This window comes from Corallococcus praedator (genome assembly GCF_003612125.1).
GTDB lineage: Bacteria > Myxococcota > Myxococcia > Myxococcales > Myxococcaceae > Corallococcus > Corallococcus praedator.
Window position 1 is genome coordinate 1 of sequence record NZ_RAWI01000260.1, and the last position, 13,465, is coordinate 13,465.

Sequence of the window (13,465 nt, forward strand, 5' to 3'; positions counted from 1 at the left end):
GGGGGGAGGGGGCGGCCGAGGACGGAGTCACCGGACCACTGCCGGGAGTGCCCGGCCTCCGGATGACTTCGACTGCGGGGACCACCCGCCGTGTCTTCCTGTCGTTCACGGTTGTACGTTACCTGATGCGCGGGGTCCGGGCATGCCCGGGCTCACGGCTGGGGGGATGCTGAGAGGTCGACCTTCCACCCGGACGGCTCCCGCACCATCCGGACCTCGCCCGACCTTCCCGCCGAGCGCACGACCAGGGTCGCCTCGTCGCCCTCCTGGCGGAGCAGCGAGACTTCCTGAACATCGGGGGGCACGGGGACATTCGCGAAGAACAGCGCCAGCGGCTCCGGCTTCACCATGCCGCCGGAGGCGTCGCTCACCTTCTGGGCCTGGGCCTTCAGGTTGGACTGGGTGGGTTGGGAAAGCCCCGCATAGGCCTTGGGCAGCTCGCCTCGCTGCACGTGCCGGTGGAAGGTCTGGTAGGCCCCCACGGGGGAGTCCGGCTGGAGCCGGTTGCAGCCGCCCAGGGCAAACAGGGCGAGCAGCAGCCAGGTCGTCGTCGCGAGCGGGCGCATGGAGCCTCCGGTTTAGGTCAAAGCGCCGCCGTGGGGAAGCGCGAGCTGCTTCAAGCCGCGTGCTGATGGACGCGATTACGTCCCGTCCCCTTGGCGGAGTACAGGCTCACATCCGCCGCGCGCAGCAGCGCCTCGGTCTCCTGCAGGTCGTCCGACGGCACCGTGGCGACCCCCAGCGAGGCCGTCAGCTTCACCATCTGGGTCACCCCGCCCGGCCCCTGCCAGGGCAGCTCCAGCTTCTCGATGGCCTCCCGCACCCGCTCGCACGCCCGGAGCGCGTCCTGGGGCGCCGCCTCCGGCAAGAGGGCAATGAACTCCTCGCCCCCGTAGCGGGCCAGCAGGTCCACCTCGCGCAGCGTGTTCCGGGCCGTCTGGGCCACCGCGCGCAGCACCTCGTCCCCGAAGGGGTGACCGTAGGAGTCGTTGATGTTCTTGAAGTGGTCGATGTCCAGCATCACCAGCGACAGGGGGGAGCGATACCTTCGCGAGCGCATGAACTCCTCGCTCAGCCGCTCCTCGAAGTAGCGCCGGTTGAACAGGCCCGTGAGCGCGTCCGTGCGGCTCAGCGCCAACAGCTCCTGCCGGCGCCGGTCCAGCTCCCGGTTGGCCCACTCCAGCTCCCGGTTCTTCTCCACCAGCGCGTCCTGCAGCGCCTTGAGCCGGAGCATCGACTTCACGCGCGCGCCCAGCTCCAGCATGTCGAAGGGCTTCACCAGGTAGTCATCCGCGCCCAGCTCCAGCCCCTCCACCTTGCCCGCCGCCTGCCGCGCCGTCATCAGGATGACCGGGATGAAGCCGAAGCCGCCCTCGCCCGCGTTCGCCTTGACGATGCGGCACACCTCCACGCCGCCCAGCCCCGGCATCTCCACGTCCATCACGATGAGGTCCGGCCGGCCCGCGCGGATGGCCGACAGCGCCTGCGCCCCGTCCAGCGCCTCCTTGAACACGTAGCCGTGCGGGGCCAGGCCCTCGCGCACGTGCTTCACCTGGGCCGGATCATCGTCCACGATGAGCACGGTGCGGCCGGAGAAGTCGTTCGCGGGCCCGCTCCTCCGGGCGACCTCCAGCATCCTCTTCCTCTCGGCTTCCGGCATGAGGTGCCCGCCCCCCTGGAGTGCGGTCGTGCCCACTTCACAAGTGTCCCCCGGTGCAGGGACCCGTCAGGTCGATTCTCACCTGCGCGCGGGGCCGCTGCCAAGGCCCGCCCGGTGCCGCCCGGCCGGGACGTTGGCGGGTCTACGGAACGGGCTTTACCAGCCGTGCACGGTAGACGGGTTCTCCGGACGCCAGGTAGCGCCGCTCGCGGGTGGAGGGCACCTCCTCCGGGTCATACGGATGGAAGACGCCGGTGCCCAGCGGGTTGTGGAAGCCCGCTTCCTCCAGGATGCGCAGCATGGCCACGCCGCGGTCCTGCACGTCGGTGCGCATGTCGAAGCGGCCGCCGGGCTTGAGCAGGCCCAGCATCAGCTTCGCGAAGTCCGGCTGCACCACCGCCCGCTTCGCGTGGGAGCGCTTCCACCAGGGGTCGGGGAACTGGAGGTGGATGCAGTCCAGCGTGCCGGGGGCGATGATGCGCGGCACCACGAAGCGCGCGTCGGATTCGATGACGCGCAGGTTCTTCAGGCCCAGCTTCTCCCCGCGCATCTGCGTGTCGCGCGCGTACTTCTTGCGCCACTCGAAGGCGATGAAGCGCACGCCGGGGTTGCGGCGGCAGTACTCCAGCGCGTGCCCTCCGGCGCCCGAGCCGATTTCGAGCTCCAGGGGACCGGTGAAGCCGAACTCCGCGTCCCAGTCCGGGGGCGTTTCCAGGGGGACGAACTTGAGGCCGACCGGTTCGGGGAGCAGGGCAGGGCGCATGGCGGGAGCGGGCGCCTCTAACCATGGAGCCGCGTGGGTTGGCCAGGGCAAAAGCGCGCGGGGTGGTATAGGGAAGGGCCATGAAGGTCTTCCAGTCGGTGCCCGAGGCAGGCCGCCAGCTCCAGGGGCAGGCCGTTGCGCTGGGCAACTTCGATGGCGTGCATGTGGGCCACCAGGCCCTCTTCGCGGAAGGGCTGCGCCACGCTGTCGCCTCCGCGCTCACCTTCCAGCCCCACCCGGGCAAGGTGCTCCAGCCGGAGCTCGCGCCCAAGCTCATCACCCTCCTGCCGCGCAAGCTGGAGCTGCTGGCCACCTGCGGCCTGGACAGCGTGGTGGTGCAGCCCTTCACCCGCGACTACGCGCGCAACTCCCCGGCGGACTTCGAGGCCGCGCTCCTGGACACCCTGGGCGTGGGCCACGTGGTGGTGGGCAGCGACTTCACCTACGGCGCCCACCGCGCGGGCACCGTCACCACCCTGCGCGAGGCCGCGGCGAAGCGCGGCGCCCAGGTCCACATCGTGCAGCCGGTGCACGTGGATGGCGTCGTCGCTTCGTCCTCGCGGATCCGCGAATACATCCTGGAAGGACGCGTGGGAGCGGCCCGGCGCCTGCTTGGCCGCCCGTTCGACCTGGATGGCACCGTGGTGGCCGGTGCGGGGCGGGGGCGCACCATCGGCTTTCCCACCGCCAACGTGGACACGCAGAACGAGCTGCGGCCCGCGCCCGGCGTGTACGCCATCCGGGTGCGCCTGCACTCGGAAGCGGACGGCCCGTGGCGGCCGGGCGCGGCGAACATCGGGGTGAAGCCCACCTTCGGCGGCACGGAGGTCACCATCGAGGCGCACCTCTTGGACTTCACCGGCGACCTCTATGGCAAGGAGCTGCGGGTGCAGTTCCTGGAGCGCCTGCGGCCCGAACAGCGCTTCGGCTCCGCGGCGGAGCTGGTGGGTCAAATCAAACGCGACGTGGAGGCCGCCCGCACCGTGGTGGCCCGCGGCGACGGGTGACGGAAGGGCCGTTTTTCCGCCACGCCGGACGCCTTCCTCGGTGAAGGACGGCGCGTCCGGGTCTGGGGCAGCGGACAGCAAGGAGGCACGCGGGGGCGCCTTGACAGGCCGCGCATCGGTTTCCTCTAATCCGTGAGGATCCGTGCCAGGGCGTCAGGCCCCTGTCGCACCCCTCATCCCCCTCAAGGTCCCCGCGATGGCCGGGGGTCTGGCCGTCCCCTCCTCACGCTCAAAGAGGCATCCCAGAAATGTCCGGTCGACTCGGTGAATTGCTGGTGCGCGAGAACCTCATCTCCGTCCAGCAACTCCGCAAGGCGCAGGAGGAGCAGCAGAAGAGCGGTGCCCGCATCGGCACCGCGCTCATCAAGACGGGCGCCATCGAGGAGTCGAAGCTCACCGACTTCCTGTCGAAGCAGTACGGCGTCCCCGCGATCAACCTGAAGGACTTCGACATTGATCCGGACATCATCAAGCTCGTGCCCAAGGAAGTGGCCGAGAAGCACCTGGTGATCCCGGTCAACCGCGCGGGCCCGTCGCTCATCGTCGCCATGTGCGACCCGTCCAACATCTTCGCGGTGGACGACCTGAAGTTCCTCACCGGCTACAACATCGAGGCCGTCGTCGCCTCGGAGATCTCCATCCGCGAGGCCATCGAGCGCTACTACGCCGAGAAGGGCCCCTCGATGGAGGACATCGTCGGCGACGTGGGCGACGACATCGAGGTCGCCAAGGAGGAGCAGGAGAACCTGGATGAGATGGCCAAGGCCGCGGACGACGCGCCCGTGGTCAAGCTGGTGAACCTCATCCTCATGGACGCCATCAAGAAGCGCGCGTCCGACATCCACATCGAACCGTACGAGAAGGACTTCCGGGTCCGCTTCCGGATCGACGGCGTGATGTACGAGGTGATGCGCCCGCCCATGAAGCTGCGCAACGCCATCACCAGCCGTCTGAAGATCATGGCGTCGCTGGACATCTCCGAGCGCCGCCTGCCGCAGGACGGTCGCATCAAGATCAAGATTGGCGGCGGCAAGGAGATGGACTTCCGCGTGAGCGTGTGTCCCACGCTCTTCGGCGAGAAGGTCGTGATGCGCTTGCTCGACAAGAGCAACCTGCAGCTCGACATGACCAAGCTGGGCTTCGACGCGACGCCCCTGGCCTGGTTCAAGGAGGCCATCGACCGGCCCTACGGCATGGTGCTGGTGACGGGCCCCACGGGCTCCGGCAAGACGACGACGCTGTACTCCGCGCTCGCCAGCCTCAACGACGTGGGCACCAACATCTGCACCGCGGAGGACCCGGTCGAATTCAACTTCGCCGGCATCAACCAGGTGCAGATGCATGAGGACATCGGCCTGAACTTCGCCGCCGGCCTGCGCTCGTTCCTGCGCCAGGACCCGGACATCATCATGATCGGTGAGATCCGCGACTTCGAGACGGCGGAAATCGGCGTGAAGGCCGCGCTCACCGGCCACCTCGTGCTCTCCACGCTCCACACCAACGACGCCCCCGGCACCGTCAGCCGTCTGCTCAACATGGGCATCGAGCCGTTCCTCGTGACGGCGTCGCTCAACCTCATCCTCGCCCAGCGTCTGGCGCGCCGGCTGTGCCCGGCTTGCAAGCGCCCCGCGGAGAAGGTGGACGAGCAGGCCCTCATCGACGCGGGCATCCCGCCGGACAAGATGGGCACCTTCACGATGTACGAGAAGGTCGGCTGCCGCGAGTGCAACGACCGCGGCTACCGGGGCCGCGTGGCCATCTACGAGGTCATGCCCTTCTGGGACGGCCTCAAGGAGCTGGTCATCAACGGCGGCTCCGCGGCGGAGCTCAAGCAGGAGGCCATCCGGCTGGGCATGAGCAGCCTTCGCATGAGCGCGCTCAAGAAGCTCATGGACGGCATGACGACGCTCGAAGAGGTCGTGGGCAACACCGCGCCGGACCGCTTCTAGACACCTTCTTCACCTTTTCCCCCGACAGGACACGCATCCGTGGCCAACCTGCACCAGCTTCTGAAGGCGATGGTCGAGAAGGGCTCTTCCGACCTCCACATCACCACCGGCTCGCCGCCGCAGCTGCGCGTGGACGGTGAACTCGTCCCGCTCAAGACGGCGCCGCTCACCCCCGTGGAGACGAAGCAGCTCTGCTACTCCATCCTCACGGACGCGCAGAAGCACAAGTTCGAGGAGGAGAACGAGCTGGACCTGTCGTTCGGCGTGAAGGGCCTGTCACGCTTCCGCGCGAACATCTTCATGCAGCGTGGCGCCGTCGCCGGCGCCTTCCGCACGATTCCCTTCAAGATCCTGACGTTCCAGGAGCTGGGCCTGCCGCCGGTGGTGGCGGAGCTGGTGAAGAAGCCGCGCGGCCTCATCCTGGTGACGGGCCCCACGGGCTCCGGCAAGTCCACCACGCTGGCCTCGATGATCGACAAGATCAACACCGAGCGTCATGAGCACATCATGACCATCGAGGACCCCATCGAGTACCTGCACCCGCACAAGAACTGCCTGGTCAACCAGCGCGAAGTGGGTGCGGACACGAAGAACTTCAAGACGGCCCTCAAGTACATCCTGCGCCAGGACCCGGACGTGGTGCTGGTCGGTGAGCTCCGAGACCTGGAGACCATCGAAGCGGCGCTCACCATCGCGGAGACGGGCCACATCTGCTACGCGACGCTGCACACCAACAGCGCCGTGCAGACCATCAACCGCGTGCTGGACGTGTTTCCGCCCTACCAGCAGCCGCAGGTGCGCGCGCAGCTCTCCTTCGTGCTGGAGGGCGTGATGAGCCAGGCGCTGGTGTCCAAGGTCGGCGGTCCGGGCCGCGTGCTGGCGCTGGAGGTCATGATCCCCAACCCCGCCATCCGCAACCTCATCCGCGAGGACAAGGTCCACCAGATCTACTCGTCCATGCAGGTGGGCCAGGCGAAGTACGGGATGCAGACGTTCAACCAGGCGCTGGCCGCCCTCCTGGCGCGCCGGCTCATCTCCCAGGACGAGGCCTTCGGCCGTTCTTCCGACCCGGAGGAGCTGCGCAACATCCTCGCGACGGGCGCTGGCCAGCCCGGGGCCCAGCGGCCGGCCGGGGGAGCGGGAGCCCGTTAGTTTTCCGACGTGAATTTCGCGGGTTAGACTCGCGCCCTCCCCGGAGGTCCAGGTTATGGCGGCACCAGCGGTCCAGCAGAAGGCGACAGCATCCAAGAAGAACACCGCCCAGTTCCTCTGGGAGGCGAAGACCAAGAGCGGGGAGAACAAGAAGGGCGAGATGGAGGCCATGGACGTGGAGGCCGTCAACGCGCGCCTCAAGTCCCTGGGTCTCAACCCGACGAAGGTCCGCAAGAAGAGCGCGCTGGACTTCGAGCTCTCCATCCCCGGGATGGGCGGCGTCGTCGGCAAGGACATCCTCATCTTCACCCGTCAGTTCGCGACGATGATCGACGCGGGTCTGCCGCTGGTGCAGTGTCTGGACATCCTCGCCAGCCAGATGGACAACCCCGCCTTCAAGAAGGTGGTGTTCGCCATCAAGAACAAGGTGGAGCAGGGCAGCACCTTCGCGGACGCGCTGAAGGAGCACCCCAAGGTCTTCGACGAGCTCTACGTCCAGCTGTGCGCCGCGGGCGAGGTCGGCGGTATCCTCGACACCATCCTCAACCGGCTCGCCGCCTACCGGGAGAAGGCCGAGAAGCTCAAGGCCAAGGTCAAGAGCGCGATGACCTACCCGACGGTGGTCATCATGGTGGCCATCGGCGTGACGGCGCTCCTGCTCCTCAAGGTGACGCCCGTCTTCGAGAAGATGTTCGCGGACTTCGGTTCGCAGCTGCCGGGCCCCACGCAGGTCGTCGTGGACATGTCGAAGTTCGCCCAGGCGTACTTCCTCCACACCGTCATCGGCATCGCCGCGCTCGTCTTCTCCTTCACCTGGAGCTACCGCCAGCCCCGGGGCCGCAAGTTCTGGGACAAGACGTTCCTCAAGCTGCCCCTGTTTGGCGACGTGCTCCGCAAGGTGGCCGTGGCGCGCTTCACGCGCACGCTGGGCACGATGATCTCCTCCGGCGTGCCCATCCTGGACGCCCTGGACGTGACGGCGAAGACGGCCGGTAACCGCACGGTGGAAGAGGCCATCTACTACGTGCGCGGCAAGATCGCCGAAGGCAAGAACATCGCGGGTCCCCTGCTGGAGACCAAGGTGTTCCCCTCCATGGTGGTGCAGATGATTGGCGTCGGTGAAGCGACGGGCGCCATGGACACCATGCTCAACAAGATCGCCGACTTCTACGACGACGAGGTGGATACGGCCGTCAGCAACCTGACGTCGCTCATCGAACCCATCCTGATGGTGTTCCTCGGCGGCGTGGTCGGCGGCTTCCTCATCGCCATGTACCTGCCCATCTTCTCGCTTGCCGGCGCAATCAAGTAACGCGGTGGCACGAAGCACGGCGCGAAGCGTGGCCCCCGGGCTGCGCTCGCGCCTGGTGTGGCTGGTGTTGTTCCGCACCGTGGCGGCGAGCCTGTCGCTCGTCGTGACGGTGGTGCGGTTGATGACCCAGCCCGCGCAGGAGCCCAGCCGCGCGGACTCGCTGTCGTTCGCGGTCATCGCGGGCGCCTACCTCCTCACCGTGGTGACGGGCCTCCGGCTGCGCCGGGGCACCGCCGGGCGCCTGGACGCCACGGTGCAGGTGGTGGGCGACGTGCTCATCGCCACCGGGCTCGTGTACCTGAGCGGCGGCGCGGAGTCCCCGCTCACGTTCCTCTACAGCCTGGCCGTCATCGGCGCGGCGGTGGTGTTGGACTGGCGCGGCGCGCTGGTGGCCGCGGCCGTGTCCACGTTCGCCTTCACCGCGCTCCTGCTCATCATCCGGCTCACCACGCCGGTGAGCAGCATCGAAGTCTCACCCGCGCGGGTGCTCTTCGTGCTGGGCAGCAACGCGCTGGCGCTGGTGCTCATCGCCGTGCTGTCCGGCTACCTGTCGCGCCAGCTGTCCGCGACGGGCGGCGCGCTGTCGCAGAGCGAGGCGGACCTGCGGCGGCTGGGGCGGCTGCAGCAGCTCATCCTGTCCTCCATGCCGTCGGGGCTCGTCACCTGTGACGTCCACCGACGCGTCACCTTCCTCAACACCGCGGGCAGCGGCATCCTCCAGGCGGACGACTTCTCCTGCCTGGGCCAGCCCCTGGAGAAGCTGCTGCCGGGCGTGGCCTCGCTGGCGCCGCGCTCCACGCGCGGGGAGCTGCCGGTGCAGACGCCCGGGGGCAAGCGGGTGCTGGGCCTGTCGGTGTCGCCGCTGGAGGGCGAGGCGGGCGCGCTGCTCATCGTCTTCCAGGACCTCACGGAGCTGCGGCGCATGGAGGAGGACTTGAAGCGCACGGACCGGCTGGCCAGCCTGGGCACCCTGTCCGCGCAGCTCGCGCACGAGCTGCGCAACCCGCTGGCCGCCATGCGCGGCTCCGCGCAGCTGCTGGCCCAGGAGCAGTCGAAGGACGCGGTGGTGCAGCGGCTCACCGGCATCCTCATGCGCGAGTCGGACCGGCTGGCGCGGCTGGTGGAGGACTTCCTGCGCTTCGCCCGTCCGCCGGAGCCGCAGCGCAGGGCGGTGGCGCTGGACACGCTCGTGTCGGAGACGGTGGACATGCTGCGCGCGGACCCCCTCACGCGCGAGGTGTCCATGGAGGTGCTGGTGCCCCAGGCCCTGATGGCGCCGGTGGATCCGGATCAGCTCCGCCAGGTGCTCATCAACCTGGTGCGCAACGGCTGTCAGGCGGCGGGCGCGCGAGGCACGGTGCGCGTGGCCCTGGCGCGCGCGGACCAGGAAGCGCAGATTCGGGTGTGGGACTCGGCCGGCAGCATCACGGAGGAGATGATGGGACACCTGTTCGAGCCGTTCTTCACCACCCGCAGCGGTGGCACCGGGCTGGGCCTGTCCACCGCGCACTCCCTCATCCGCGCGCACGGCGGCACCATCCGCGTGAAGTCGCACCCGGCCGAAGGCACGGAGTTCCTGGTGGGGTTGCCTCTGTGAGCGCGCTCCATGAAGGCGGCCCTCGCGGCCACGTGCTGGTGGTGGACGACGAGCTGTCCATGCGCGAGTACCTGGAGATCCTCCTCGTGCGGGACGGCTACGCGGTGACGAGCGTGCCCGCGGTGGCGCCCGCCTGCGAGGTGCTGGCCCGGGACTCCGTGGACCTGGTCATCTCCGACATGAAGCTGGGCCCCGGCGGCAGCGGCCTGGACGTGCTGCGGGCGGCCCGCGCGCGCAAGGAGCCGCCGGAGGTGGTGCTCATCACCGCCTTCGGCACCCCGTCCTCCGCGGTGGAGGCCATGCGGGAGGGCGCCTACGACTACATCTGCAAGCCCTTCGACAACGAGGAGCTGCGGCTGCTGGTGCACAAGGCGCTGGAGAAGCGCGCGCTGCGCCAGGAGAACAGCACGCTGAAGGAGCGCCTGCTGCCGGGCCTGGGCGGGCTGATGGTGGGCTCGAGCCCCCGCATGCGCGCACTCTGGCACCTGGTGGAGAAGGTGGCCCCGGGGCGCAGCACGGTGCTGGTGACGGGGGAGAGCGGCACCGGCAAGGAGCTGGTGGCCCGGGCCATCCACCTGAGAGGCCAGCGCGCCGCCCAGCCCTTCCTGCCCTTCAACTGCGGCGCCCTCAACGAGGGCGTGCTGGAGAGCGAGCTGTTTGGCCACATGAAGGGCTCCTTCACCGGCGCCACGCACGAGCGCCCAGGCCTGCTGGTGTCCGCGGGCGAGGGCACGGTGATGCTGGACGAAGTGGGGGAGATGCCCCTGTCCACGCAGGTGAAGCTGTTGCGCGTGTTGCAGGAGCGCAAGGTGAAGCCCGTGGGCAGCGCGGCGGAGATTCCCTTCCACGCGCGCGTCATCGCCGCCACCAACCGCCGGCTGGAGGCGGAGGTGAAGGCGGGGCGCTTCCGCGAGGACCTCTTCTACCGGCTCAACGTCATCACCCTGGAGCTGCCCGCCTTGCGCGAGCGCCCGGACGACATCCCTCCGCTGGCGATCCACTTCCTGGCGCGCCTGTCGGAGGAGCTGGGCCGCCCGGCGCTCCGGTTCGCCCCGGAGACGCTGGCCCTGATGGAGCGCTACGCGTTCCCGGGCAACGTGCGCCAGCTGCAGAACATGGTGGAGCGCGCGGCCACGCTGTCGGACTCGGACCTGCTGGGGCCCACGACGCTGCCGCCCACGGTGCGCGGCGAGGCGGAGCCGCAGGCCCGCTCCGGTGAGGCCGGCGAGCCCGCGATGGGGGCGGGCTTCAACCTGGAGCGCCACCTGGACGACAGCGAGCGGCGCCACCTGCTGGCCGCGCTCAAGCAGGCGCAAGGGGTGAAGACGCGCGCCGCGGAGCTGCTGGGGCTGTCCTTCCGCTCCTTCCGCTACCGGCTGGCCAAGCACGGCCTCACCGACGAACTGGACGAGCCGACGCCCCGGGCCTGAAGCCCGGGGCCGCCGTGCTTCAACGTCAGCGGAAGTCGCGCCGCTCGAAGATGACGGTGGCCAGGGCGATGAGCACGCCCGCCCACGCGACACTGTACGCCGCGCCGGACAGGAAGGTGCTGGCGTCCACCGGCAGCGCGTACGTGGCCTGCGGGCGGAAGTTCACCCGCTCCAGGTTGGGCAGCGCGTAATAGACGGTCTTGCCCAGCACCTGGATGAACGTGCTCTCCGAGCGGCTGGCGATGGCGTAGAGGTCGCCCGTCAGGTGCCCGGTGAAGTACAGGCCCGTGGTGGCGATGGCCGACACCGCCGGGCCCGCGAAGCTGGAGAAGAGGATGCCCACGCTGCTGATGACGAGCAGCTCGAACCACAGGCCCGCGCTCGCCAGCAGCTGCGTGGAGGTGATCTCCGCGCGGAACAGCAGCAGCTGACCGAGGAAGACGAGCGTCATCGCCGCCAGCAGCGCGCCCAGCGTCAGCATGGTGCCCGCAAGCCGCGCCAGCAGGAACTGCGTGCGGGACACGGGCTTGCTCACCACCAGGAAGATGGTGCGCCGCTCGATTTCACGGCTGAGCAGGCTGCTGGACAGGAACACCGCCAGGAAGACGAGGATGAGGCTCATCATCCCCAGGCCGAAGTCCGTCAGCACGCGGTCGAACGTGGCGACCGTCACCTCCGTCACCAGCGTGGAGGACAAGAGCACCACCGCGGCGAACACGCCCACCACCACCGTCACCCGGTTGCGGCGCGCCTCGCGAAAGCCATTCCACATCATCGCGCTGAAGGCGCTCATGTATTGATCTCCCCGCCCACGGTGGACGCGCGCCCGGACTCCTTGAGCGCGTTCATGAACAGCTGCTCCAGCGAGAACCGCGCCGGCTGCACCTGGTTCACCCGGCCCCCGGCGCCCAGCACGCCGCTCAAGAGCCGCTGCGTGTCCACGTCCGACACCTGGAGCAGCACGCGGCCGTCGAGCGCCTGGAGCGACTCCAGGGGAATGCCCAGCCCCTTCACCGCGTCCGGCGCCAGGCCCTCCACCACGACCTCCACGGTGGGCACCTGCGCGGACACCAGCTCCCGGACGCTGCCTTCGCGCACCAGCCGTCCGCCCACCAGCACCGCCAGCCGGTCGCACAGCGACTCGACGTCCGGGATGATGTGGCTGCAGAAGAGGACCGTGGTGCCCTTCTCCCGCTCCGCCAGGATGAGGTCGCGCATCTGGCGGCGGCCCAGCGGATCCAACCCGCTCGTCGGCTCGTCCAGGATGAGCAGCTTCGGCCGGCTCACCAGCGCCTGGGCCAGCGCCACGCGCTGCACCATGCCCTTGGAGTAGCGGCGGATCTGCAGCTTCTCCGCGCCCGCCATCTCCACCGCGCCCAGGACCTCCTTGACGCGCACGTCCAGCTCCTGGCCGCTCAGGCCCGCGAGCTGTCCGGCCAGCGTCACGAACTCCCGGCCCGTGAGGTACTCGTACGGGGCGGGGTTCTCCGGCAGGAAGCCTACCAGCCGCCGGGTGGACGCCTCATCCACGGGCTGGCCGAAGATGCGCGCGATCCCGCTGCTGGGGCGCACCAGGTTCATCAAAATCTTGATGGTGGTGGACTTGCCCGCGCCGTTGGGGCCGAGCAGGCCGTAGATCTGCCCGGCGCCCACCTGGAGGTCCAGCGACTGCAGGGCCCGCACGGTGCGGTTGAACCAGAAGCCGACCTTGTAGGTCTTGGCGAGCCCCTGGGCCAGGATGGGAGGGGCGTCAGGATTGGGAGTCGTCATGGCGCTTGGGTCGTCCGGGGCTTGGGCAGGATGCGCTCTCCGGCTTCGTTCTTCTCGTCCTCGATGAGCTCCAGCCGGAACTTGGAGGCGTTGGAGTAGGCCCGGCCGTCCTGGCCCAGGAAGAACTCCCCGCCCAGCGGATCCGCGGGGAGCATTCGCAGGTCGCCCGCCGTCACCAGCGCGGGCAGCGCGTCGGGCAGGCGGCCCTCGCGGGCGCGGTAGCGGGCAATGGCCGCGTCGATGCCCCGGAGCACGCGCTCCTGCTGGATCTCCTGGATGCGCTGCTCGTAGAAGGCGCGCGATTCCTCGTCCTCCGCGCTGTCGCGCAGCGCGAGGGTCAACGACATGCTCGCGTCGAAGTCACCGGACTGCGCGTACAGCCGCGTCGCGAGCGCGGCGTAGTAGGGCGGGGCACCCTCCCACCGGGACATCTCCTGGATGAGGTCCGCGGCTTCCTTGTACTTCCGCTCGAAGAACATCAGGTTGTACGCGAGCTGGAAGGTCAGGGGCTGGTCGTGCGGGACGTTCGCCACGCCCTTGCGCAACAGGGCCGTGGACTCCGCCGTGTTGAGATAGCCGCCCTTGCCCGTGTAGACGGGGATGGTGAGGCCTCCGTAGAGGTACGCCTGCCGGAACTTCGGATCCAGGTCCGTCACCAGCTCCGCGTAATCGGAGATGTGGCGGTACTCCTCCGCGCGCACCGCGCTTCCAATGCGGTTGAGCATGAGGATCCAGAAGTAGTCCGTCACCAGCCCCCGCTGCGCGGTGAACAGCGCCTTGAGCAGGTCGGGGCGGGGGAGCAGGGGCCCGCCGCCTTGTCTGCGC

At 69.1% G+C, this 13,465-nt stretch carries 12 protein-coding genes; 6 read left to right on the top strand and 6 right to left on the bottom strand.

Annotated features, from left to right (window positions below):
- Window positions 1-152 precede the first annotated feature (152 nt).
- The 3 genes from D7Y13_RS27720 to trmB form a co-directional block, all read right to left on the bottom strand.
- Window positions 153-566: a hypothetical protein gene (locus D7Y13_RS27720; protein WP_120536684.1), complete on the bottom strand. Its 414-nt coding sequence runs from the start codon at window positions 564-566 to the stop codon at window positions 153-155.
- Window positions 567-616: 50 nt separating this feature from the next.
- Complete coding sequence (locus tag D7Y13_RS27725; RefSeq protein ID WP_120536685.1) at window positions 617-1,660, bottom strand: diguanylate cyclase; 1,044 nt, start codon at window positions 1,658-1,660, stop codon at window positions 617-619.
- Window positions 1,661-1,802: 142 nt separating this feature from the next.
- Entirely contained in the window at window positions 1,803-2,423 is a 621-nt protein-coding gene (gene trmB / locus D7Y13_RS27730; protein ID WP_120583152.1) for a tRNA (guanine(46)-N(7))-methyltransferase TrmB, read from the bottom strand.
- A gap of 80 nt (window positions 2,424-2,503) precedes the next feature.
- Here trmB and D7Y13_RS27735 point away from each other — a divergent pair, with 80 nt between their 5' ends.
- From D7Y13_RS27735 to D7Y13_RS27760, 6 genes are all read left to right on the top strand, one after another.
- The gene (locus D7Y13_RS27735; protein WP_120536687.1) at window positions 2,504-3,430 is read left to right on the top strand and encodes a bifunctional riboflavin kinase/FAD synthetase; all 927 of its coding nucleotides are present in this window, start codon (window positions 2,504-2,506) and stop codon (window positions 3,428-3,430) included.
- A 248-nt stretch (window positions 3,431-3,678) separates the two neighbouring features.
- Window positions 3,679-5,379 (top strand): type IV-A pilus assembly ATPase PilB, encoded by a 1,701-nt coding sequence (pilB, locus tag D7Y13_RS27740; protein ID WP_120536688.1) that lies wholly within the window; start codon window positions 3,679-3,681, stop codon window positions 5,377-5,379.
- A 39-nt stretch (window positions 5,380-5,418) separates the two neighbouring features.
- Window positions 5,419-6,531, top strand: a complete 1,113-nt coding sequence (locus tag D7Y13_RS27745; RefSeq protein ID WP_120536689.1) for a type IV pilus twitching motility protein PilT — start codon at window positions 5,419-5,421, stop codon at window positions 6,529-6,531.
- A gap of 55 nt (window positions 6,532-6,586) precedes the next feature.
- Window positions 6,587-7,843, top strand: a complete 1,257-nt coding sequence (pilC, locus tag D7Y13_RS27750) for a type IV pilus assembly protein PilC (protein ID WP_120536690.1) — start codon at window positions 6,587-6,589, stop codon at window positions 7,841-7,843.
- Window positions 7,844-7,847: 4 nt separating this feature from the next.
- Window positions 7,848-9,440, top strand: a complete 1,593-nt coding sequence (locus D7Y13_RS27755) for a two-component system sensor histidine kinase NtrB (protein WP_439329242.1) — start codon at window positions 7,848-7,850, stop codon at window positions 9,438-9,440.
- Window positions 9,437-10,870 carry a sigma-54-dependent transcriptional regulator gene (locus D7Y13_RS27760; RefSeq protein WP_120536691.1) on the top strand — a complete coding sequence of 478 codons (1,434 nt, stop codon included), beginning with the start codon at window positions 9,437-9,439 and terminating at the stop codon, window positions 10,868-10,870. Before D7Y13_RS27755 ends, D7Y13_RS27760 begins: the two co-directional genes overlap by 4 nt.
- A 25-nt stretch (window positions 10,871-10,895) precedes the next feature.
- Here D7Y13_RS27760 and D7Y13_RS27765 read toward each other — a convergent pair whose 3' ends face one another.
- From D7Y13_RS27765 to D7Y13_RS27775, 3 genes are all read right to left on the bottom strand, one after another.
- Window positions 10,896-11,663 (bottom strand): ABC transporter permease, encoded by a 768-nt coding sequence (locus D7Y13_RS27765; RefSeq protein WP_120536692.1) that lies wholly within the window; start codon window positions 11,661-11,663, stop codon window positions 10,896-10,898.
- On the bottom strand, window positions 11,660-12,640 hold the full coding sequence (locus D7Y13_RS27770) for an ABC transporter ATP-binding protein (protein ID WP_120583151.1): 981 nt from the start codon (window positions 12,638-12,640) through the stop codon (window positions 11,660-11,662). The genes D7Y13_RS27765 and D7Y13_RS27770 overlap by 4 nt, the downstream gene beginning before the upstream one ends.
- Window positions 12,637-13,465: pilus assembly protein PilG (locus D7Y13_RS27775; RefSeq protein WP_120630818.1), on the bottom strand; the 829-nt coding region annotated here is incomplete at its 5' end. The genes D7Y13_RS27775 and D7Y13_RS27770, both read right to left, overlap by 4 nt.

Excerpts from the sequence above, each read along its gene's own strand:
- D7Y13_RS27735 (WP_120536687.1), top strand. The coding sequence starts at position 2,504 with ATGAAGGTCTTCCAGTCGGTGCCCGAGGCAGGCCGCCAGCTCCAGGGG.
- trmB (WP_120583152.1), bottom strand. The coding sequence starts at position 2,423 with ATGCGCCCTGCCCTGCTCCCCGAACCGGTCGGCCTCAAGTTCGTCCCC.
- D7Y13_RS27765 (WP_120536692.1), bottom strand. The coding sequence starts at position 11,663 with ATGAGCGCCTTCAGCGCGATGATGTGGAATGGCTTTCGCGAGGCGCGC.
- pilB (WP_120536688.1), top strand. The coding sequence starts at position 3,679 with ATGTCCGGTCGACTCGGTGAATTGCTGGTGCGCGAGAACCTCATCTCC.
- pilC (WP_120536690.1), top strand. The coding sequence starts at position 6,587 with ATGGCGGCACCAGCGGTCCAGCAGAAGGCGACAGCATCCAAGAAGAAC.
- D7Y13_RS27770 (WP_120583151.1), bottom strand. The coding sequence starts at position 12,640 with ATGACGACTCCCAATCCTGACGCCCCTCCCATCCTGGCCCAGGGGCTC.
- D7Y13_RS27720 (WP_120536684.1), bottom strand. The coding sequence starts at position 566 with ATGCGCCCGCTCGCGACGACGACCTGGCTGCTGCTCGCCCTGTTTGCC.
- D7Y13_RS27725 (WP_120536685.1), bottom strand. The coding sequence starts at position 1,660 with ATGCCGGAAGCCGAGAGGAAGAGGATGCTGGAGGTCGCCCGGAGGAGC.